The sequence below is a fragment of the Lysinibacillus telephonicus genome, from assembly GCF_003966145.1.
Lineage (GTDB): Bacteria > Bacillota > Bacilli > Bacillales_A > Planococcaceae > Ureibacillus > Ureibacillus telephonicus.
In genome coordinates this window covers 1-23,472 of the sequence record NZ_RXNR01000055.1, presented here as the reverse complement: position 1 = coordinate 23,472, position 23,472 = coordinate 1, and the positions used below count along the sequence as shown (strand labels likewise).

Annotated in this window: 18 protein-coding genes; 3 read left to right on the top strand and 15 right to left on the bottom strand. The window is 35.0% G+C overall.

Annotation, left to right across the window (positions count from 1 at the left end; translation table 11 throughout):
* Nucleotides 1–395 precede the first annotated feature (395 nt).
* The 15 genes from EKG35_RS15630 to EKG35_RS15570 all read right to left on the bottom strand — a co-directional run bounded on the left by EKG35_RS15630 (nucleotide 396) and on the right by EKG35_RS15570 (nucleotide 21,185).
* Nucleotides 396–2,186 (bottom strand): oligopeptide ABC transporter substrate-binding protein, encoded by a 1,791-nt coding sequence (locus EKG35_RS15630; protein WP_126295471.1) that lies wholly within the window; start codon nucleotides 2,184–2,186, stop codon nucleotides 396–398.
* Between the two features lie 323 nt (nucleotides 2,187–2,509).
* Nucleotides 2,510–3,412: an ABC transporter permease gene (locus EKG35_RS15625; RefSeq protein ID WP_126295470.1), complete on the bottom strand. Its 903-nt coding sequence runs from the start codon at nucleotides 3,410–3,412 to the stop codon at nucleotides 2,510–2,512.
* 27 nt (nucleotides 3,413–3,439) lie between these two features.
* Nucleotides 3,440–4,402: an oligopeptide ABC transporter permease gene (opp4B, locus tag EKG35_RS15620; protein WP_126295469.1), complete on the bottom strand. Its 963-nt coding sequence runs from the start codon at nucleotides 4,400–4,402 to the stop codon at nucleotides 3,440–3,442.
* A gap of 13 nt (nucleotides 4,403–4,415) precedes the next feature.
* Nucleotides 4,416–5,348 (bottom strand): ATP-binding cassette domain-containing protein, encoded by a 933-nt coding sequence (locus tag EKG35_RS15615; RefSeq protein ID WP_126295468.1) that lies wholly within the window; start codon nucleotides 5,346–5,348, stop codon nucleotides 4,416–4,418.
* Entirely contained in the window at nucleotides 5,329–6,354 is a 1,026-nt protein-coding gene (locus tag EKG35_RS15610) for an ABC transporter ATP-binding protein (protein ID WP_126295467.1), read from the bottom strand. The genes EKG35_RS15615 and EKG35_RS15610 overlap by 20 nt, the downstream gene beginning before the upstream one ends.
* A 282-nt stretch (nucleotides 6,355–6,636) precedes the next feature.
* The gene (locus EKG35_RS15605) at nucleotides 6,637–8,097 is read right to left on the bottom strand and encodes an alpha-amylase family glycosyl hydrolase (RefSeq protein ID WP_126295466.1); all 1,461 of its coding nucleotides are present in this window, start codon (nucleotides 8,095–8,097) and stop codon (nucleotides 6,637–6,639) included.
* A gap of 188 nt (nucleotides 8,098–8,285) precedes the next feature.
* A complete protein-coding gene (locus tag EKG35_RS21465; protein ID WP_281274630.1) occupies nucleotides 8,286–8,414 on the bottom strand; it encodes a hypothetical protein in 129 nt (42 codons plus the stop codon).
* Between the two features lie 741 nt (nucleotides 8,415–9,155).
* Nucleotides 9,156–9,521 carry a YisL family protein gene (locus EKG35_RS15600; RefSeq protein ID WP_126295465.1) on the bottom strand — a complete coding sequence of 122 codons (366 nt, stop codon included), beginning with the start codon at nucleotides 9,519–9,521 and terminating at the stop codon, nucleotides 9,156–9,158.
* Between the two features lie 261 nt (nucleotides 9,522–9,782).
* Nucleotides 9,783–10,685, bottom strand: a complete 903-nt coding sequence (locus EKG35_RS15595) for a fumarylacetoacetate hydrolase family protein (protein ID WP_126295464.1) — start codon at nucleotides 10,683–10,685, stop codon at nucleotides 9,783–9,785.
* Between the two features lie 350 nt (nucleotides 10,686–11,035).
* On the bottom strand, nucleotides 11,036–12,208 hold the full coding sequence (locus EKG35_RS15590) for a DUF418 domain-containing protein (RefSeq protein ID WP_126295463.1): 1,173 nt from the start codon (nucleotides 12,206–12,208) through the stop codon (nucleotides 11,036–11,038).
* 125 nt (nucleotides 12,209–12,333) lie between these two features.
* Nucleotides 12,334–16,056, bottom strand: a complete 3,723-nt coding sequence (gene addA / locus EKG35_RS15585; RefSeq protein ID WP_126295462.1) for a helicase-exonuclease AddAB subunit AddA — start codon at nucleotides 16,054–16,056, stop codon at nucleotides 12,334–12,336.
* Nucleotides 16,034–19,558 (bottom strand): helicase-exonuclease AddAB subunit AddB, encoded by a 3,525-nt coding sequence (addB, locus tag EKG35_RS15580; protein ID WP_126295461.1) that lies wholly within the window; start codon nucleotides 19,556–19,558, stop codon nucleotides 16,034–16,036. Before addB ends, addA begins: the two co-directional genes overlap by 23 nt.
* A 163-nt stretch (nucleotides 19,559–19,721) precedes the next feature.
* Nucleotides 19,722–19,886 (bottom strand): hypothetical protein, encoded by a 165-nt coding sequence (locus EKG35_RS21040; protein ID WP_185807787.1) that lies wholly within the window; start codon nucleotides 19,884–19,886, stop codon nucleotides 19,722–19,724.
* Nucleotides 19,887–19,967: 81 nt separating this feature from the next.
* Complete coding sequence (locus EKG35_RS15575; RefSeq protein ID WP_126295460.1) at nucleotides 19,968–20,621, bottom strand: TVP38/TMEM64 family protein; 654 nt, start codon at nucleotides 20,619–20,621, stop codon at nucleotides 19,968–19,970.
* A 12-nt stretch (nucleotides 20,622–20,633) separates the two neighbouring features.
* On the bottom strand, nucleotides 20,634–21,185 hold the full coding sequence (locus EKG35_RS15570; protein WP_126295472.1) for a helix-turn-helix domain-containing protein: 552 nt from the start codon (nucleotides 21,183–21,185) through the stop codon (nucleotides 20,634–20,636).
* A 356-nt stretch (nucleotides 21,186–21,541) separates the two neighbouring features.
* Between EKG35_RS15570 and EKG35_RS15565 the strand changes: the two genes are divergently transcribed.
* The 3 genes from EKG35_RS15565 (at nucleotide 21,542) to EKG35_RS15555 (ending at nucleotide 23,382) form a co-directional block, all read left to right on the top strand.
* A complete protein-coding gene (locus EKG35_RS15565) occupies nucleotides 21,542–22,264 on the top strand; it encodes an AzlC family ABC transporter permease (protein WP_126295459.1) in 723 nt (240 codons plus the stop codon).
* Nucleotides 22,261–22,584 (top strand): AzlD domain-containing protein, encoded by a 324-nt coding sequence (locus tag EKG35_RS15560; RefSeq protein WP_126295458.1) that lies wholly within the window; start codon nucleotides 22,261–22,263, stop codon nucleotides 22,582–22,584. The genes EKG35_RS15565 and EKG35_RS15560 overlap by 4 nt, the downstream gene beginning before the upstream one ends.
* Before the next feature lie 282 nt (nucleotides 22,585–22,866).
* A complete protein-coding gene (locus EKG35_RS15555) occupies nucleotides 22,867–23,382 on the top strand; it encodes a YhfM domain-containing protein (RefSeq protein ID WP_126295457.1) in 516 nt (171 codons plus the stop codon).
* Nucleotides 23,383–23,472 lie beyond the last annotated feature (90 nt).

Sequence of the window (23,472 nt, the reverse complement as noted above, 5' to 3'; positions counted from 1 at the left end):
AAACTTGGGGTTGTTGTTAAAGGGGTAATTCCATTTATTATTCTTATGATTGCATTTTTAGCATTAGTTGTTTTATTCCCGCAAATGTCGCTTTGGTTGCCATTTGGCAGCGGTGAATAAAGTGAGAAAAAAGGCAATTTACCGTCTGATTTGACAGTAGGTTGCCTTCACTTCGTATATCACGAAAAAGTCAACTGTTCAGTAAGAATCGCTTAAATAAAGCTTTCAATTGCCTGTTTATTTTATCCTAATGACTAAATGTATGTATCCCCTTCTAGTCAGCTAACATCTCCAAAAATTTCAATCTAGCTCTAAAGCATCATCCTATACTCAAACTAAAAAAGATGACCCGTAGCTAATAAAATAACTATGAGTCATCTATAAAAAACATTACATTATTTCGAAGCAATTGGCTCTTCAGCTACTAATTCTATTTCGTGCAGCTCAGTCGGATTACTATAATCAATACTATAATTTTTTACCCGCTTATTAACAGGATAAATTTCATATCGGAATTGCATTGGAATCATTGTTGCAACATCTTCTAAATGCTGTTGAAATGCACGGAACTGTTGTGCACGGTATTTTTTATCAAACGATTTAGCAGAATCAATATTTTTAATAGTTGTTTCCAAACTCTTAGAAGTATAACGAGTGAAGTTATATTGGTCAGTTGCACCAAATAATCCTGCCGGTGAAGGGTTCGTCCCCGTTCCCCAAGCACCCATGAAAATATCAATTTCTGGATCATCAGCTCGTACTCGATCATAGAAAGAGTTGAACTCAATCAAGCGGTCTGAAGTTAACGTTACATTTAGTCCAATATCCTTCCAATTTTGAATATAGTAGGCAATTATTTCTTCTTGTGCCGAATCACCTGATAGTGCAGCTAGTTTAATTTCTAACTTTTTCCCATTTGGATCTTCACGTAATCCATCGCCATTAACATCAACATAACCAGCATCATCTAATAAACTTTTTGCTTTCTCTGGATCATAGTAATAACCCTTTAAACTTTTATCATAAAACGAAGCAAATGCTGGTGGAATTAATGAATTGGCACGTGTACGCAAATTATGATAGAACACTTCAGATACTTGTTCGATATCTAAAGCATAGCCCATTGCTTGACGTAATTTTTTATTGCCCATTTTTGAACCGTTCATATTCGTTTCTACTTTTTTAGCTTCGTAGTTATACTTCCCAACCTTAAAACCGAGGTATGAGTAATACAATTCTGGTCGCCCTAAGACGTTAATATTGTTGTAATTTTCTATTTCCGGCATTTTTGTTGCATTAAAGCCCATGACAAGATCATAATTACCTGATCCTATTGCAACTGAAATAGAACTTGATGGAACAATTTTAATAACAACGCCGTCAAGTTTTGGCTTACCTTTCCAATAATACTCATTCTTTACAAATTGCACAGATTCACCTGGAACAATTTTTTTGAATTTAAATGGACCTAACGTTACGGGATTTTTTCTTACTTCATCTGACTCAATTAATTGATCGATAGGAATATCAGCTATTTGATGACTTGGTGCAGCGTATGTCCATAGACCATCTCCGCCTGAGTATATAGCAGGAGATAACTGTTTAAAACTAATTTCTAAAGTTTCATCATCAATTTTCTTAATGCCAGAAATAGTTTTCGCCTTTCCAGAATGATATTCTTCAGCGCCGACAATATTTTGGAATGAAGAGTCATGACGTACACCTGTATAGGACGGATGACCGATGATTAAATATGGCAAAATAACATCTTCAATTTTTAATGGTTCTCCGTCAGACCATTTTACGCCGTCGCGTATTTTTATCGTTACTTTTTTATTTTTTTGATCAACATCCATTGAAGCAATGCCTTCATCTGTAATTAAAAAATCACCATCTACTTCAAAAATAGAATTTGATGCCCAGCTCATAATATTAGCATCATAACCATCCTCATAAAGCTCCCAGGAAAATACTCCTTTGAAAGGTTCATCCTTCACGATGGCAACCTGAAGTGTCCCGCCTTTAATAGGCTCTCCCTTATTGGAAACTGATACATCAAATAAATCCTCTGTAGTTTGTTCTTTTGCTGCTTCCTTGCTTTTTATTTTATCGTCTCCTCTACATGCTGCTAATACGAGTAGTATTGAAATTAATAAAACTAGTAATGACCACCTACGTATTCTCAATGTACTTCCTCCCTTTTTGTATGATTATCCGTGACTAGTATTCCAACATTTATACGAACTACAAGAAAAGCGGAAGCGCCTTGCTTAGCATTGTGACAATTCTTGCTGCATCCATTTATCTAAAAGCGTGGCGCACATCATGTAATCTCCAAGAGGATCGGCATTAACTCCAAAAAACCTTTGTTTCAAATTCTGCACTAGTTACATCCATGAAAATCGAAAACGAAAAACGATAATCTTTTACAGCTTTAGCCCGAGGTACGCTAAAATAACTTCAATATGCTGGGACTGGAGCTAAGATAATTTTCAAGTTTATTAAAAATTTAACCAAAGCGTTGACGCGAATCAGCAGAACGTCTTAGCGCTTGTCCAACATAATTGATAGCAAGCATCATCAATAAAATAAATAAGGATGCCGGAAGCCATACCCACCAATATTGTTGTATGACAAGAGGATTATTTGCATGGCTAACTAATGTACCAAGAGATGGTGTTGTCGGCGGCAAACCAAAACCTAAGTAGGATAGCCCCGTCTCGATTCCCACGTTGCCAGCAAAATTTAATGTTAATTCAACAATAATAATGGAACTTAAATTTGGTAATATCTCTCTTACGATGATGACAAAATCATTTGTACCAAGTGTTTTTGATGCTTGTACATAATCACGTTTACTTTCTGACAGCACTTTGGAACGAACAAGCCTTGCAGTACCTGTCCATAGAAATAAGCTCATAATAAATACAAAAGAACTAATTGAATATTTCGGAACAATTGTAACAAATACAATAATTAACATTAGAGAAGGAATGGTAATGAAAAAATCGATGATTCGCATAAACAAATTATCAATCCATCCTCCAAAATACCCGCATATTAAGCCAACGAAAATACCAAAAATTCCAGTTATAAGTGTGATTGACATTGCAATTATAATAGAATTTTTCGCACCTACAATTATTTGTCTAAGTATATCTTTCCCACCTTGATCAGCTCCTAAAAGGAACTTCCCACTAGGCTCGGCATAATTATCTTTAAGGCTTATGCGCATTAACGCCTCTTGATCGATAATAAAATAAGCTCCTATAAATACCGCAACAATGACTGTTACTAAAGAAATAAAGGAAAACATTGCGATTTTATCTTTCCTAAACTCTCGAAAAATGACTTGAATACCAGTTGGAGGAGAGCTTTTATATTTTTTCTTTCGTTTATATTTCTTATTCATACTTTCAGCAAACCTCCTTTACATTCCTTATTCAATCCTTATTCGCGGGTCGACAATGCTCATAATAATATCGGATAATAAACTTCCTAAAAGTGTTAAGAAACCATATAACATGACAAGAGCTGTAATAACACTATAATCACGTGAGGAAATGGATGAAACAAATAACTGCCCCATTCCTGGGTAGCCAAATATTGTTTCTATAAAAATAGAGCCCCCTAATAATCCGGTGATTGTAAAGCCTAAAAATGCGGCGATTGGCAGCAAAGAATTTCGAATAATATGCTTTGAATATACTTTTCTCGTCGGTATTCCTTTGCTGCGAGCTGTTCGTACAAAATCCATTGCTTTCGTATCAATTATTTCAGATCGCAAATATTGAATAACGCCCGTTGTTCCAAGAATTGCATAAGTAATAGCTGGCAATATAATATGATAGCCCTTACTCCAAATGTAGCCTAGTGTACCTGGCTCATATTTGATATCCACACTTCCGCTTGTTGGAAACCATTCAAGCTTATAGCCAAAAATATAAAGAAATACGAGTGATAGTACGAATGTTGGTATTGCATACGTAAAAAAGCTGTAAAATATAACTGTTTTATCTAAACGTGAATTATGATAGCGCCCAGCGAGAATTCCTAATGGAATCGCTATGGCATAAAGTAAAATTACACTTAAAAATGATAGCCAAAATGTATTTAATGCACGTTCCCCAATTAAAGAAGCGACATCCCTTTTAAACGTATAACTCATTCCAAAATCGCCTTGAACGGCCCTAGCAATCCAACGTACATATTGAATATGCCATGGGTCATTTAATCCTGCTTTTTCTGTCAATTCTTCAATTCGTGAAGGATCCGTTTCGGGTGTAATTAAACCTGTAAAAGGGTCACCTGGCATAAATTTTGCCAATATAAATATCAGAATGCTCAGTACAAATAGTTGTGGAATCATTAATAGAAAACGTCTAACAATTGTTTTCCACATGAACTGACCTCCTTTAACGTGAAGTCGTCGCTACAAAATGAGTTCTGGAAATAGGCACTAAATCTAAAACTCGACCGTGTTCATCGAAATATTTTTTATACTCTTTTTGATAATATTGTTCAACTTTTATTCGCTCACGTTTACGCTTTTCACGCCCAATCGGTGTAACTTTCGGTATAGCTGACAGTAAACGCTTTGTATAAATATGCTGTGGGTTATTGTATATGTCATATTTCGTCCCTGTCTCAACAAAACGTCCTTTATACATAATTGAAATATGGTCACACATATGTTTTACAACCCCTAAATCATGTGAAATAAATAAATAGCTTAAGTGAAATTCATCTTGAATATCTTTCATAAAATTCAACACTTGCGCTTGCACTGATAAATCAAGAGCAGATACCGGTTCATCGGCAATAATTAGTTTTGGATTTGTGGCAATAGAACGAGCAATCCCGATACGTTGTTTTTGTCCGCCGGAAAATTCATGAGGATACTTGAACCTTGCATCTTCAGGCATTCCGACAATTTCCAATAACTCGCTAATTTTACGGTTTTCCTCTTTAGGAGTTAGATTTAAAAAATTTCGTATCGGTTCAGCAATAATGTCCTGAATTCGTTTTCGAGGATTTAAGCTCGAATGTGAATCTTGAAAAATCATTTGAATGTCACGATTATAAATAGATTTTCTATCTCTTCGTTTATTTGTAATGTTCTTTCCCTTATAATAAATACTCCCAGAGGTAATTTTCTCCAAGCCAATAATTGCCTTCCCAAGCGTTGATTTTCCACAACCCGATTCACCAACTAATCCATATGCTTTTCCTCTTTCAAGTTCCATACTGACCCCATCAACTGCATAGACAGTATCAATGATTGTATTGTAAAAGCCTCCACGAACAGGAAAATGAACCTTCAAATTATTAATTCGCATAAAGCTCATAAGTTCCGTCTCCTTTAACCTTGTTGAAATGAAACTCTTTCCAACAGGTGCAACGAACGAAGTGTCCTGGTGAAATTTCATGCAATGCCGGCCGTTTCTCATGTGCCTCTTTACGAATCCAAGGAATACGGGAAGAAAAACGACAACCTAATCTCGGTAAATATTTTAAAGAAGGAACCATCCCCTCTATCGCATTTAGTCGATTTGTATAACTGTTCATTTGAGGAATCGAATGGAGCAGTGACCGAGTATATGGATGCTTCGGATAAAGAAATAATTCTTTTACAGGTGCTTCTTCTATTATTTCCCCTGCGTACATAACAGCCACTCGATTTGCTACTTCTGCTACTATACCTAAATCGTGTGTAATTAAAATAATACCCGCCCCAGTCTCCTGCTGCATCTCGACTAGCAAATCTAAAATTTGAGCTTGTATTGTTACATCCAATGCTGTAGTCGGTTCATCGGCAATAATAATTTTCGGTTTACAAGAAATCGCAATGGCAATCATTACACGCTGTCTCATGCCACCAGATAGCTGATGTGGAAATTGCCTTGAAACTCGATTCGGATTTTGAATCCCTACCTGTTTTAACAATTCTAGTACTTTTCGTTTTCGATCATGACTTGAAAACTTCGTATGATAAATTAATCCTTCTTCAATCTGTTCCCCAATCCGCATAAGCGGATTTAATGCAGAAAGTGGATCTTGAAAAATCATACTAATGTCAAGTCCGCGAATATCATTGAGTTGATCTTCTGTTAAGGTCGCTAAGTTTTTATTTTTAAATAAAATTTCACCCTGTATTCTTGTATTACTACGGTCAAACAGCCCAATTATCGATGTAGCAAGCGTACTTTTGCCGCAGCCGGATTCTCCAACAATTGCAAGAATTTCATTTTTTCGAAGAGTAAGTGATACCCCATCGACTGCATTATAGAACGATTCATTAATTCGAAAACCTATGTGTAAATCTTTAATCCTTAAAAGCACGTCTGTTTCCAAATTAACTCTCCTCTCTAGCAATTGTTTTTAAGAACGTTAGAAATTTATTTATAAATTACTATTATGATTTTAAAAAACTTGTATTACAGAACTTATAGATATTTAAAGAAAATGAAACAAAAAACTGCACATTGATGTTCTAATAACAAGTAAATTTGTTAAACATATATATTTTTATGTACATTATTTTATGAAAATGAGTTATAGCTTTAATTTCTTAATTTCTATTAAGAGTACAAAAAAATCGGCAAAATCAAATACATGATTTTGCCGATTTAACATTTAATTTTCTTGTACTCTTTGTCGTCTTCCGCGTTTAATGATTGCTACGATAAATCCAATAAACAGAATGTAGACTAATCCTAAAGCAATTACATAAGACATATTAATGCCTCTTTTTTCAGTAACCTGGAAGATTTCGATTACTTCACGATCAAGGACGATTGGATACACTCCCTCTTCGTTTACACGAATAATATCATCCTCTAACATACCGCGAATTTCTTTATCTGCTCCGATTTCCTCTTCTGGAACATCAATTCTTGTTGTTTTCCCTGTGTTATTAATGACAACAATCCATCTTTCATCATCAGAATAACGCTCAAATGCTAAAAAACCATTTTCATTTTTTAATAATTTAAAATCTCCACTTCGCAGCGTTTCGGATTTATTGCGAATCGTTTGGATATTACCAATCAAATCAACAATTTCTTTATCCGTACGGAAGTTATATAATTGATGCGCTTCTGGGCCTGCTTCACCATTCATTACTATTTCTGTTCCATATTGCATAACTGGAACACCTGGCAAAAGCAATGTTGCAGCAGTAGCAAGCTTTACCCTTGTTGGAGGATAAGCTTCAACATCCAATGTAAAACGGTCAGTATTGAGATTATCAATCATTAATTGTGTAGGAGCCTCTTGATTTTGAACATAGTTTTCAATATATTTCAATTGATTAGACGAATCCTGATCAACATTTTTATAAATATTGCGGAATATTTCGTTTGTTTCCCCGTAATATGTTGCATCAAAATTTGCATTACTATCTTCGTTTGAAATGACATAAATTTGATCATTAACGCCTTTTATAGCTTCAATCATTTCGTTTAAAAAAGAGGTATCCGCTATATCTAAATTTGTTAATCTAACTCCACCAACTTTATATGTAGAGACAAAGTTTACGATTGCTTCAATAAGTGCTTGTTGCACTTCTTCATTTTTTAAATTCCATCGAACTTTCCCATTCGAAGTACCAACTATCCAATCAGCTTTTGCAGCATCTTGTACCCATTCATGATTTTCACTCACATTCGTTAACGGAAAATCAATCATAATGGAAACACCATTTTGCTCTGCATTTTGAATTAATTGCTTCAACTCATCTGCTGTACCAAAATGTGGTTCAATTTCAGTATAGCTAGTTACCATTGAACCATCGTATTTTTCAGTTGCAAAAACAGAGCCAATAGATGCTATAGAAAAGCCCATATCTTTTTTAATTAAAGAGAGTTTTTCACCGATTCCCTTGAAGTCCCCACCTGCAAATTGACTAGGGTCTTTGGGATCTGCATTGTAATCGTTTTGTGCAGAACCATTAAAAAAACGATCTACTAGTAAATCATATATACTTTCATCTGTGATTGATTTTGTTTCTTCAGCATTTGCTACGGTTGTTGCTGTAAACGATGCAGCCAGTAATACTGATGCAGCAGTAGCACTAAACCATTTTTTGAATTTCAAAATTATCCCTCTCTTTCAAACCATACCATCGTCATTTTACCAAAAAAAAAAGATATACAGCTATCTTTTCAAGTTAAAATGACAAAATGCAACAATAAATAGGGCAAAACAGTGACAATCACGATTTTATTTTGAAATAACTCTGTCTTTTTATCAAAGATATCCAAAAAAACAATGAATTTTACGCGTTATAGGAAATTTTTACGCGGTTTTACATACTTTTTACGCGGTTTTGGGAAGTATTTACGTGCTTTCGTACAACATTTACGCGCTTTTACTGCTTTTTTACGCAACTTGGAATTTTTACGCGGTTTCATACACTTTTTACGCATTTTTTAGTAGTTTTTATGTGCTTTCGTACAACATTTACGCGCTTTTACTGCTTTTTTACGTAACTTGGAATTTTTACGCGGTTTCATACACTTTTTACGCATTTTTTAGTAGTTTTTATGTGCTTTCGTACAACATTTACGCGCTTTTACTGCTTTTTTTCGCACCTTGGAATTTTTACGCGATTTCATACACCTTTTATGCATTTTTTAACAGTTCTTACGTGCTTTCGCGCAACATTTACGCGCTTTTACTGCTTTTTTTCGCACCTTGGAATTTTTACGCGGTTTCATACACTTTTTACGCATTTTTTAGTAGTTTTTACGTGCTTTCGTGCAATATTTACGCGCTTTTACTGCTTTTTACGCACTTTGAAACTTTCACGAAATTTCACATACTTTTAGTACTTTGCTTATTCAAGTTCCTTAATTTTTTTCTGTATATCTTTCAGCTCTTTTTTCGTTAAGATGGAGTTTTCAGCAGAAAAATTTGTGGTTTTTTGTAAAAAAGCGAACAGAACGAAACTTCCCATTAAACATAGGATAAATACTAGCATTATTATCGGCAGCATTTTTTACTATCCTTTCTTGTGAACTATAAACATACTCACTTCTTATAACTACATTATAATCCCACAAAAAGAAGATGACCCAAAAGATTTAAATTAACCTTTTGGGTCAGTTTTTATAATTGCTTTATACGGCTATTAAAATAAGAGCATTGCCTAATTACGCTAAGAAATTTTCTCCCATTGGTAATTTGAAGCCATAGAATAAAACTGCAAATAGGAAAATTGCGAATAGTACCCAGAATACCGCTGTAGGTTTGTTTTTAGCTTTTCGGACTAAAACCATTTCCATCATACCAATTACTAAAATACCTAGAATGAATTTAATACCATAGTCCATACCCATGTTATAATCCATTCCTTCAATGAATAAAGCACCGCCAGTAATAATAATCAAAATATAGAATAATCGTAATGCCATGTGGATCCCTTTAGATTTTGATGCTAAAGCTGCCACAAAAAATAGTACTAATGCAATTACCCAAGTAGTAATGTGTAAATGCGTTGAGCTTGTTAAAAAGTCCATTTAGTCCCCACCTTAATTTTCTTTGTCAGCATTATCCTACCATGTGTAAGAAGTGGATTCAAATATAATAATCTCTTTTACAATATCGACACGCAATGTTCACTATTTTCAGAGAATGTGAAAAGATAAGCCCCTCTATCCTTATCCTAGTATCAGCAAATGCACCAACAATAGAATTTTGTAGAACATCAACACCCAAGTTAAACATCCCAAATAAAAAACATTGGAGGCTATTATGCACCTCCAATGTTTATAAATCAATTATTCAAATCTATTAGATAGAGTTCCAATTCCCTCAATAGAAACTTTTACTTCATCACCAGCTTTTAAAAACGTTGGTGGCGTCATTCCTTTTCCTACTCCGGCTGGTGTACCAGTTAATATAACGTCCCCTGGCTCCAAAGTTACATACTGAGATAAGATTGAAATTAATTCTTCTACAGTAAACATCATATCCTTAGTCGAACCATTTTGACGAACTTCACCGTTTACTTTTGTAACAACAGTTAACTTTTGAGGATCTGCAATTTCATCCTTTGTTACAATATAAGGCCCTAATGGACAAGTACCATCTAAACTTTTTCCTAAGAAGTACTGCTTATGTCGATCCTGTAAATCACGAGCTGTAATATCATTTGCAATGGTATAACCAAACACATAATCAAATGCTAAATTTTTAGGGATATCTTTGCCATGCTTCCCAATTACAACTGCTAATTCACCCTCGTAATCTAGCGAATTTGTTTTGTTTCCGTGAATCGGCAGCACTTGTTCATCAGCAGCAATTGAAGTAGGTGATTTTGTAAATACTAATAAATCTTTAGGCGCTGCTTTTGAACCCATTTCTTTTGCATGTTCATCATAGTTTTTGCCGATACATAAAATATTTTTTGGTGTTCTCGGAATTGGTGAAAGCCATTCTATTTCAGTAAAAGAACTTTTAAATTGTTCTACTTGGTCAGATTTTATAGCTGCTTCTACTAATTTACGAATCTGTTCTACAAAGTCAAAACCTAGTGCGATTCCATTAATAATTTCGCTTGGAAAAGAAGGAAGAACTTTTAGCTCTTTTTGAATAGCTAAAACATCCCATACCGCTTCTTCTTTTTTTACTTTCGGTCCGAATTTTACTTCTCCATTTGATTTAAACGATAAAATCTTCATAAATAATGGCGCTCCTTTTTACTTCGTTCATACGGATTCGTGTTAGGAAGGCGATCCCTCTCCCCACGAAGAAAACGTATCATTTATACCATCATACATCATATTATTTGAAAATGCTTATTTTTCCGACAACATTTTTTTTTTAAAATAAAACTTTATCAGTGGGGGTTTTTTTCCCCACTGACTGATAGTTATTGTCAAACATAAATTGTGTAATACAGAGGTTGCCACAAAAGCGATTGGCGCAAAACGTGGCGCTTTTAGTCCATACTTCGGACATTTACGAGTTGTTGATTTCACTTTTATATTTACTACTTCAATACATCTGTCGGTTTACTTTCTACTGAAAATTACTGCCTTTTAATTGGGGGATAAACTATTCTTTTTACTGCTAATTCAAGCGGACCTTGTTTAAACTTAGTAAACCATAGTTCTGCAAGGATTACTTGTACTACAAAAATTCCAATTGCAATAAGCGTACCCATTTGAACATCAACTTTGCCATACAGTCCAAAGCCAAAATTATAAAATAGTATCGTACAAATAATTGATTGCATAATGTATAAAGTTAATGACATTCTTCCAGCTGTTGCAATTGGTGTAAGTAGTTTAGCGGCTGTTGGCAATAAACAAATGCTTACAATTAGTGCAATATAGCCAATTGATAAAATTGGACCACCAACATAAACCTTTAAATAATCTAGTATATAAGTACGTGTAAACATAAATGGTGCGCTTTTTATAAATAAGCCTGCTGCTACAAAAATGATTGCGAAACTTATCCAAAAGATTTTCAATTCTTTTGCACGTTCGATTAAACGCCATTTTGCTGCTGCTGCACCAATTAGCATATAAGGCAATATAGTTACTAAAGATGAAATCCACATGCCTATGCTCATTTGTACCGATAAATCTTTTAATCTTTGAACAAATGCATCGCCCCAGCCACCAACACCATATGCTGTAATCGCACTATTAATTAGCGCAATATCGACTGCCGGTGTTTCATACTCTGCACTCATCATGCCTGCAAGAGCATATATTAACAGAATAAAAATATGCATTAAACTATTAATAATGATTCCAAATGTCAGCAACCATCCGCCGCTAAAACGGATAAATAATAACAGGAAAAATCCGCAAAAGGCATACATCGTTAAAATATCGCCCCACCAAATTAAAAATGCATGAATTAGGCCGAGACATAATAAAACAATAAGCCTTTTGGGCGCAAACTTATAAAAGCTAGTCCCCGTACGTTCTGCCTTCATATACTGCATAGCTAATCCATAGCCAAATAGCATTGAAAATAAAGGATAAAAGCTTCCTTGTACATAAATATCCAGTGTTTGATGCCATATAATATCTTCTGCACTTGTAAACCAACTATTTAAGTCTAAAACATGAGGCATCGGTAAATAAAATCCAAACATATTTACTAGCAAAATGCCTAGTAAACTAAACCCGCGCAAAATATCAAGAGAGTCAACCCTCTCATTTAATGTTGTTGGTTGAAAATTCACAATTCGTTCTCCTTTATCTATCCGTCTAGTTCAAGTAAATCTATCTCTTATTTTACAATATTTATAATGCTCCTTGAAAAAAACAGTCTATCAATTTTTAAAATTAATAGACTGCTTTATATTATTTAATCAAGGCGGATTTCTTTTTGCGCATTATATAAATACAATACTTTTTCATCGACCTTGATTTGCAGAATCGATTCAACTGCTTCACTATAAATTCGAAGCTGTATACCATAACGCTCATTCATTGTATTTATTAATGCGGGCTCATCTTGGAATGACGGCAATATTTTATCAGTTTTATAATCTAACAATACCCATTTCCCTTGTTCATCTTCAAACAAGCAATCCAATATCCCTTGTACAATTTGGGAATCACCTTGTTCATCTACTCTACTTAATGTAAATGGTACTTCCCTGAATACTTGTTTCGCATAAATAAATCGTTGCCCGATTGGCGCTGAGAAAAATTGGATTACTTTTTCAGCTTCTACTACTTTAGCTTCTTCTTCCGTTAACAATTTCTTTTCAATTAACGTCTGCAAATATTGCTGTACTTCATCGACATAATGGAGCCCTTCCTTTGGAGCATGCTGCATCACAGTATGGACAACTGTACCAATTTCGGTTGCAGACAGTGCTTTTTCCTGTAAAAACATTGGCCGCTTCGTTGCACTCGAAGTTTTATTCTGAACAGTGTATGTTTCAGGCTCCTCTTCACGCTGCATCGTTTCAATTCTTTTTATTTCAGAAACGCTAGTTTTAGATTTTTTTGTAATTGAATGTTGAAATTGATAAGGTGTTAAAAAACGTTTTTTTAATTCATCTACCAACTTGAGATCAACCTCTTGTTGGAATGTTTGTTCCGTTTCGCCTTCTTGTTGTGAAAGTGATGTACTCATAAATAGCGTATTTGAAATAGCAGTTACATCCCATTTTGATGGATGTACAATTGGCGTGTATGGTTCATCAGTAAAGGGTTCAAAACAACTATGTCTAGCAACAGCAGGTCCAATCCAATCTAAATAATTTTTAGCACGTGCCCGAATATAGTCTGGCAGCATATCTTCATGTGGAATACGCTGTGCTTCACACCATGCCTGACGTGTTTTATCCCAATTTTTCACAGAACCAATTAAAATAAGTCTCTCTTTTGCACGCGTCATTGCTACATATAAAATACGCATTTCTTCTGCTTTCATTTCCAGTATCTTTTTTTCTTTCATCGCTAAAAAAGGCAATGATGTATACATTATACGGTCATCTGGATCTATCGCTTTGACGGCAAGTCCAAATTGTTGGTCAAATAAGTAAGAATTGCTAAAATCCATTTGGTTAAAGCTTCTTCCTAATCCTGCAACGAAAACAACTGGATATTCCAAACCTTTAGAAGAATGAATCGTTACTAGTCGAACAACATCATCCTTTTCACCAATAGACTTCGCTACACCTAAATCATCCCCGCGAGATTTCATGCGATCAATAAACCGCAAAAAACGGAACAATCCTCTGAATGAAGTTTTTTCGTACATTAGAGCGCGATCATGCAGTGTACGCAAGTTGGCCTGACGCTGCTTGCCGTTCGCCATTGCTCCTACCATCTCATAATAGTTTGTATCGATATAAATTTTCCAAATTAAATCTGATAGCGAACCTCGACGTGCTAAATTTCTCCATGTATTTAGTTGGTGTAAAAACGTTTGTAATTTCTCAGCAGTAATTAAATTAATGCCGCTTCTTTCTTCTTCAACAAACTGTTTTACTGCCTCATAAAATGGAACCTTTTTATTTACTAATCGAATAGCTGCCAATTCATTTTCAGTACAACCGATAAATGGAGATCGCAAGACAGAAGCTAGCGGAATATCTTGATAAGGATTATCAACAACCTTTAAAACATTTAACATTACCATTACTTCAAGTGCTTCAAAATAACCTTTTGAAGACTCAGCATACAACGGAATCCCTGCAGCTTTAAATTCCTCAACTAAATCACTTGACCAGGTCATAGAACGCATTAAAATAACAATATCACTATACCGCATAGGGCGAATTCGTTTCTCTGGGTCTTTTTGCTTTGCGTCATATACCGTTGCACCATTATCCATAAGCTCTCGAATTCGCTTAATAATGAAACGTGCTTCCTGCTGGGACTTTTTCATCTCTTCCTCAATGATTGCATCCATCTGCTCTTCATCATCTAAATCGGAAGTGTCTTCCTCTTGCTCCTCATATAAAATCGCTAGCTCGATGGGCATATCAACTTTATTATAAGGAGCTCCTGGTTTTAAACCTGCTTTTTCGTCATAGGCAATTTCTCCGACCGTCTCTCCCATAATTTGTTCAAATATAAAATTCGTACCGTGCAGAACTTCCTCCCTACTGCGGAAGTTAGCATTTAAATCAATTTTTAATCCATTTGAAATTGGTTCCTCTTCAAACAAATTATATTTATTTAAGAAAAGCATAGGCTCAGCTAAACGGAATCGATAAATGGATTGCTTCACGTCACCAACCATAAATAGATTACCATCTACTTCGGTGCCACTCTTTACTAATTGAAGTATCGTTTCTTGAAGCATATTTGTATCTTGATATTCATCTACAAGTACTTCTTTAAAACGATTTTTAAAATCTTTCGCAACAGGGGAGGGCTGCAATTTTCCATCTTCTTTAACAGTTAAAATTTCAAGTGCATAATGTTCCAAATCTGAAAAATCTACCAATCCCCGCTCGAGCTTAGCTGCTTTAAACTTTTCGCCAAACTGCTCGGTTAATTCAACTAAAGTTTCAATAATTGGCGCCATCAATCGTATTTCTTGCAAGAGCCGTTCAGGCTTTCTCATGAAAAATGCTTCTTTTATTTGTCCAACGACTTTTTTAGCTAGGTCTCGTTTTTTCTTAGCTTTTTCCTGCAGCTCTATATCGCAGCTATCCTTTTTCATTCTAGCTAGAGTGGACCATTTCAGTGTTGAAAAGAAATCAAATGCTTCTTGCCATGTACCATGCTGAATACGGCGTATTGCTTCTTCAATCAATGCAAAATCCAATTCTGCTGTTTCTCCGTATGCAAAGGGTCCATCTGGTTTTAAAGCATGCTGGCGAACCTCTTCAATATGTGCTCGAGCCTCTTCTAAACTAAATTTAATCGCACTTTTTAAAGATTCAATATAAGGTAAATCATCAATCGTTATATCATCAGGCAAATCATATTGTGCTGGAAGTGAACGCAACCATTTTGTTGGTTCAGGATGAACTCGAGAAATTTCATACAGTTTATCAATTAAAGTTTCGATTGCTTGGTCATCTCGATCAGAGGTAAAACTATCTACTAATCGGTAAACAGCATTAACCTTTAACTCATCCTCATTGTCATATGCTTCTTCAAGCACCTCTGCAAGCACATCATCACGAAGTAATGCAGATTCCCCTTCATTTGCAATTCGAAAACCTGGATCAATGTCAATTAAGTAGGCATATTGACGAACAATAGCTAAACAAAAAGAGTGCAAAGTTGAAATTTGAGCTTTATTAACTAGACTTAATTGTCGACGTAAATGTGCGTTGCGTGGATCTTTCGCAATTTCTTTTTCCAGCGCTTCTGCCATTCTATGACGCATTTCAGCAGCTGAGGCATTAGTAAAAGTTACGACGAGAAGCTCGTCCACATCAATTGGATTATCTTTCGAAATGACTTTTTCTATCATACGATTAATTAATACTGCTGTTTTTCCTGAGCCTGCTGCTGCAGAAACAAGAGTATCCTGCCCTGTTGCCCATATGGCCTTCCACTGTTCATCTGTCCAAGTAACATCAGGTCCTTTATTTGGAATCGATAGCACCATTGCCCTTCAACTCCTCTCTTATTTTTGACACGATATTAACCGGTTTATCTGATTGAAGCTGATAGTAATGTTGTTCATTGTCTGTCGGGTCAAACTGGCATACTGATTTGAAGCTGCAAAAATCACATGCTGTCTTTCCTTTTAATCTATATGGACGGATAGCAGTTTCTCCATTTAATATACCGTTTCCTGCCGCCTGATGCTTTAACCTTACATATTGCTTTATTTCTTTCATTTCATCAGGTGAAACAATACGTGACATCGATGGTGATGCTGTACCATCCTTTTTTAAATAGACGGGCACAATTTTCGAACTACCACCAAGTTCTAATTCTTCATCCATTGCAATTAAAGACTCAGAGTTTTCAGTGAGCAGCCCTCTCATGCGATATTTTTTCATGCGCTCCAATTCTAATGTCATATCATCTAATTCCTGTTCAATTTTTAAAATTGGATTATGAACATGGACATACAAGACACCCGCAGCATCAGCATCACGATCTAACCAGTTGCTGGCATTCTCTAATGCAACATCTAAATACGTTAATAGCTGTAGGGAAAGACCGTGATACACTTCATTTAAATCTAAATCACGGCTAGAAGATTTATAATCTACCACTCGTAAATAGGATTTATTGCCAATTTCAGCACTATCAATTCGGTCGATTCTACCTCGCAAATGCATTTTACGTCCATTATTTAAATTAATTTCTAAAGGTGGTAGCTGTTCATTCGGCCCGAAAGCTGCTTCTATTGCAATCGGTTTAAAAAATGATAGTTTAGCATGTTGTGACAGTGCTATCATCGTACGTTCAACAATTCGAATTAATTTTCGTTGAATATAACGATAACGGGCACTGCTTAATAGTATTTGATGAGAAAATACCGGAACGATTTGCTCAACAGCTTGCCGTGCTAATTGGCTGCATTGTGTACGAGTCAATCGATTCCACTGCAAGTTTAGACGTTTTGTTTCAAGCGTTATCCATTTTAATGCCTCATGGAACAAATCACCCATAGCAAAATTTTCAAGCCTATATACAGCTCGTTCTTCTAATCGCAAACCATATGTTGTGAAGTGAGAAAATGGACAGCGATAAAACTTCTCAATTCGAGAAACACTGGATGTAAGCTCTGTCCCATATAATTCTTCAGTAATATCTTGAGTTAATTTCTCTGCGACATTTTTCTTTTCCAATGGACGCATTACGGTTTGTAGAACGTGTTTCCAATCATCCGCTTGTTCATAAAAAACTTTTAATGCAAGCCATTCCGGAGCTAGGTTTTGTGAATATTCTGCTTGGCGAAGCTGCATAATTAAAAACGCGAGCGATGTTCTTGGATGCTGAAGGTAGGACAATACGTTTTTAGGATTTAATTCTTCAGCTGGATCAATCAGAACTCTCTTGTGAGGCAATGTCTTAATACCATTGACTTCAAACAATTTATGCAGACGATTTATATATAAGGACGGTAATAACGCTTTACTTTCCTCATCAGCACTTGCATAAGTAACATAAAGTCGATCACTTGGCGAAGAAAATGCACGATAAATCAAAAATGCTTCTTGCAATAAACGATGTTTTGAAGTCGGTGAAAGTTCTGTATCAATATCTGCGAACCAGCCTCTTTCAACATCTGTAATTAATCCTTCGTAATCCATTCGCATTGGATATACTCCATCATTGACTCCGATGACAAAGACAACTTTTTTATTATCAAAGCGTGAAAATTCAACGGTTGCAACTGTTATTTCATCAACAGATGGAGGGATTTTTGAAAACTTGAGCGTATCATACCCTTCATCTAAAATTTGAGCTGCTTCTTCAATTGTTAGTTTTTGATCTCCAAACATAATAACAAATTGATCTAAAACATTAATCCAACGATTCCATGCCTGATCATGTTCACTAGCACCGTGTAATTCATGCTCTTCTAATTCTGTATCTTTTAGAACTTGCAACTTATCATATACTTGTAGTTCATCAATACAGTTGTACAGTGCCATTGCGATATCTCGTCCAGTTTCAGCTTTGGATAAGGCCGCTTGCAATTTTTCAAGAGGGGTTTTTATTATTTCCTTCATTTCATCTATTAGCTGCTGCATTTTGAGTTCTTCATCTGTTTGATGTTTAGAAAAGAACTCTAACCCGCGGTACTTTTTATAAAACCAGCGAGCATCTTCAAACCACCGATATCCGTAAATACCTTGTGCAATGACAAAGTTTTCGAACAGGTCAGCCTTCTCACGCATTTCTTTTAAATCACTATTTAATGGGAAAAGTAAATCTGTTTTAACACTTCTGAATACAGGTTCGTATTGCCAATTGGATGTCATAACTTCTAAAATTGAACGGCTAAACTCGATTAATGGATGATGCAGCATTGGCTTCTTCTCATTAGTAAATACCGGAAGATCGTATTGGGCAAAAATTGTTTCGATTAATGGATCATAAATATCTGCTTGACGATACATGATCCCTATATCTCGATAACGAACTCCCTCTTCTTGTACGATTCGACATATTTCCCGGGCAATAGCATGAATTTCTGCTCGCCGATTTGCCCCTTCAATAATTTGGACATATCCATCTGCTTGAGCAGTTTTAGGGATAGATTCATGAAACTGCTCTTCAACATGTTGCAAGTCATAATTATGGTATCGGTAACAGTTCTCTAAATGAATGCGAGGTTCTATTTCAATTTGAAAATTATGCGCCTCTTGTATTAATTTGTCGTACATAACTGCTGACCGATAAAAAACAGCCTGATCATCATCTTTATCATTTACATCTTCAAAAGGCAATACGACAGTTACTCTTTTTGCAAGGGCTAATAGTTGCTTTACAATTTCAAACTCCCTAACTGTAAATGCAGTAAAACCATCGATATAAATATGAGCTTCTTTTAATTTCTGTGAATTTTGCAGTTGCTCAATTAAAATCGGATAAAAACCATCACTATCGACATAACTATCTCCGAGAACTTCTTCTAATTTATCTAAAATGATTTGTAAATCTTTCGTCTTAGCAATTAATGTATTTGGTGCAGATGTCTGTTCCAGCTTGGTAATGGCTTCGTTTAATACAGTACTGTCGATATTATATTGGCTAAATTCTTTAATTAGCTGTTCAACTTCTTCTGTAAAACCCCGTTTATCTGCTGCTTGTCGGAAAAGTGTAAATTGATCCTTGTTTTCAGCAAGTAAACGGCGAATCAACATCCGGTAGCCAATCTTATCAATTTGTTCCTTCGCAATGCCACCAGTTTCTTGCAATATATACCAGGCAAGTCGTTTAAAGGTCATCACTTGCGCTCTTATAATGCCTCGAATATCGTAATTATTTGTTAGCATATATTCTGCTTGATACGACATTTGATCTGGAACAATTAAGTAAATCGGTGCGCCCAATGGCTGTTCTTTTAATTCCTTCACGATTTCATTATGGATAAGTGTTGTTTTCCCTGTCCCAGCTCGTCCACTGATTACTCGCAACGACATGAAGCATCCCCCTTTTCCCACGTATTATTTCTATTTTATACAAGAATGTATGTTCGAGTCTTATAAATTTTTTATACTTTTATTAATCTTTTATTTTAAGCATCTATAAAAAGTTACAACTTCTATTATAATATTTTTTTAGTATAATTGATAAAATTCCGTATCAATTACCCCTTGGCGTAATTATACCTGCCGCTGTCGTTTTCGGTAAAACTTTATGTGCCCAATTTCGGACTCGTGCTTTGGCCAACACAATGTTGGACAGATAACCATTGTCACGTAGATTTTCTAGTTTACTTCCTTTCCTAACTCCTCTACGAAATCGCATGGTTCTCTGGAGAGGCTTTATCATTCCGTCTTCCGCTCCCAATACAATAAACATCTGTTTTAATGAAGAAAAAAGAGCGATTTATAATAACCGCTCTTTTTTCACTGACATTTTAACTTTCTTTTTTTTATCTTCTCCTTGTTTTAAATCTCGCTCAACTTTTTTGTTTAAATGTTTTTCAAAGCCTTTTCCTATAATCCAAAGCAAGAAGATTCCAATCCCAGCAAATATTAATTTCACCGGATCTGTTAGCAACGCTTTAAGGTCATAGCCTAAAGCACTCATACTCGCAATCATTACGAATTTTCCTGCCATTATCACGAACAAATAATATTTTTTCTTAATATTCGATAACCCAGCGACAATATTTACTAAAACTGAAGGGGTAAATGGAAAACAAAGTAAAATAAAAAGTGGGCTTAATCCCCGCATATCAACCCATTTGATAAGCTTTTGAACCTTTTCTTTCTCTATAAAAACCTTTAAACGAGGATGTCTGCCAAATCTCCTTACAATTAAAAAAACTGCATATGATCCAAGAACCGTCCCGATCCATGATAATAGGAAGCCTAACCACAAGCCATATGAGCTGGCATTGGCAACTACTATGACAACTAAAGGCAAGAATGGCAAGAATGCTTCAATGAAAGGCAATAGAATACCAATCAGCGGTCCAAGTGTCCGATAATGTGCTGCTAAATTTTCAATGTTTTCTACTGTAAACCAATCGTTCACATGTCCCACCCTCTATCGATATTGAATAATTAAATGTAAAATTGAAACCTTATCTGTAGGGTTATGGTAATGATGCTCTTGATGTCCGGAAAATACAAGCGTATCTCCTTCCTCCAGCAGCTCTTCCATACCTCCAGCATGAACAACAGCTTGTCCTTGTATTACAGTTAAAGTTTCCTCTACTCCTTCTGGATGTGCTTCACTCCTATGTATCACACCAGGATCCATTTCAATTTTGTAAAATTCCCATCCACGCTCTGGTGCATATGGAATAATGGAAAAAACTCGGTAACCTCCATCTTCTTCGGAAACAACAGTCGAGGTTTTATCATTGTATTTTTGAAATTGTTCTTTTGGTGGTTGTAGTAATGAAGAGAATGAGATTCGCATACCGGAAGCAATTTTCCAAATGGTCGAAACTGTCGGATTTGAATCACCTTTTTCAATTTGTGCCAACTGTGCTTTGCTTACATTTGTAGCTTTGGCAACATCATCTAAACTTAAACTTCGTAGTTGACGTATTTTTTTTAATTGATACCCTATATTTTTACTCATTTGCTCCATTTTTCTCACCAACCAATTGTTCATTTTAAATGACAAGTGTATACTATAAAAGACAGACTTTTGAAATATTACTGATTATTTTATTATAGTCTAAATTTTCAATCATAGTTAAAAAACATTTTGACAACCGTAGTAAATTTCATATTTCTTATTTATCAGCTATTACTTAAAAGAATTTGTTTAGCTTTATAGTATAGCGATATGTTTATTAAACGATTTTGATTATATTTTGTTTCACATTTCATCTTTGTATATATCAAATTTACATTATTCCTCATGTTTATTAAAGTTACATATTACTAGTTTTTCATTATTTTATTGCAAAATTTAATATTTTTCGAAAGGAAGCGAATCGCTTGAACACACAGGTAAATGTTAATCATTCTCTTACACTTGATACGTTTTCACAAGGTATAAAAGATTGCATCCCAACACTACTAGGATACATAAGTATCGGATTGGCTTTTGGTGTAATTGGAATTACTTCTAATCTATCGATATTAGAAATTTTTCTATTATCTGTGATTGTATATGCTGGATCTGCCCAATTTATTTTTTGTGGATTATATGTTGCAGGGGCACCATTTTCGGTCATTATTATCACAACTTTTATTGTAAATTTACGTCACTTTCTTATGTCGTTAACTGTTGCACCACATTTCACACGTTATTCACCATTGCGAAATATCGGATTTGGTACATTATTAACAGACGAAACCTTCGGGGTAGCTGTCACTAAATTAACAAAGGAAAAGCATCTTGGCGGGAACTGGATGGATGGCCTTAACTTAACGGCATATATAACATGGATTGCCTCATGTACATTAGGCGGAATAGTTGGAAAGTGGCTGCCAAATGCAGAAAGCCTAGGATTAGATTTTGCATTAATTTCAATGTTTGGAGCATTGCTTGTTCTTAACCTTGTTGATTTATCTAAAAGTAAGCTGATGCATTATATAAAGCTTATTGTATTAATGGCTATTATTATGTATTGTTTGCTATATTTCTTACCAGGGCACTTAGCTGTTTTAATTGCAACAGTAATTGTAGCAACAATTGGGGTGGTGACTGAAAAATGACAACAACCCTACCAATGATTTTACTAATGCTCGGCTGTGCAATCGTTACATGGCTGCCCCGGGTGATTCCGTTTATTTTGGTGCGAAATGTACAATTGCCAGATGTTGTATTGCGCTGGCTGTCATATATTCCTGTTTGTATATTAAGTGCTCTTGTCTTGGAATCATTATTTAATGCTGAAAAAAGTATAGTAACATTTGATTGGTTTAATCTCGGAGCATTAATTCCTACTTTAATTACTGCAATTGCAACAAAGAGTTTATCGAAAACGGTTGTTGTCGGTGTATTAACGATGGCTCTTTTACGATATTTCTTTTAAATTATTTCTTTCCCAGTAAATATTTTATATTCAAGTCATTATTCCAGAACCTACAATGCCCTCAGTGTTAAGTAACAATATTGTTTAATTTACAATAAAGTCATTTAAAAATATTAAAGTTGTTTATTCAACAAAAACAGCTAATAGAAGCTGATTGGTATTCAATTATCGGGCGCGATTCTTCAAAAGCGAAGGATCGCGTTTTTTTATTAAGTAAAGGTGCAGGTCAGTAAATTTGTAACTTTTTTCTCATACTAATGTCTAAATCAAGGGGGAGATATTTTGAAAAAGATAATTATTATGCTATCAATAATTAATTTTGTATTAGTTGGCTGTTCTCAGGAGCCAAAAAGTCAAATAAGCGAACCAACAACTGAACAGAATGTAGAAACAAACTTTAAAACTAAAATAAACCATTTAGAATTAAAAAAGGCAGAAGAAATAGAGGTTTTTGAAAAGGCGTTAAGTGATTCAAAAAAAGAGCCAGGCATCGTCAATATGACTAATCCACAATATCAATTTAGCCTTGGTGAAGATTCATTTTTTCTCTGGATAAATGAAAAGAATGGAACAATAATGAACACAAATGATACACACACAATTTATACTTTATCAAGTAGTTCAGTTAAAGAAGTCTATGAGTTTGTTAATAAAGCCCAACCGCAAAAGATTGAAGAAGTAGTTTATGGACATATGGATATTCAAAATTTAGAGGGGTTAGATAAATTTATTAACAATGTAGAAAATCAAAATGAAGCAATATTAAATTTTATGGTTCTATGTCAAATGTTGGGGTGAAGTGATATTACACGGCACCCCGATTATCCTAAATGAACCCCAATTTTCTTATATAAATTATTTAATAAAATTTTCGCTTTAAAGTGTTCA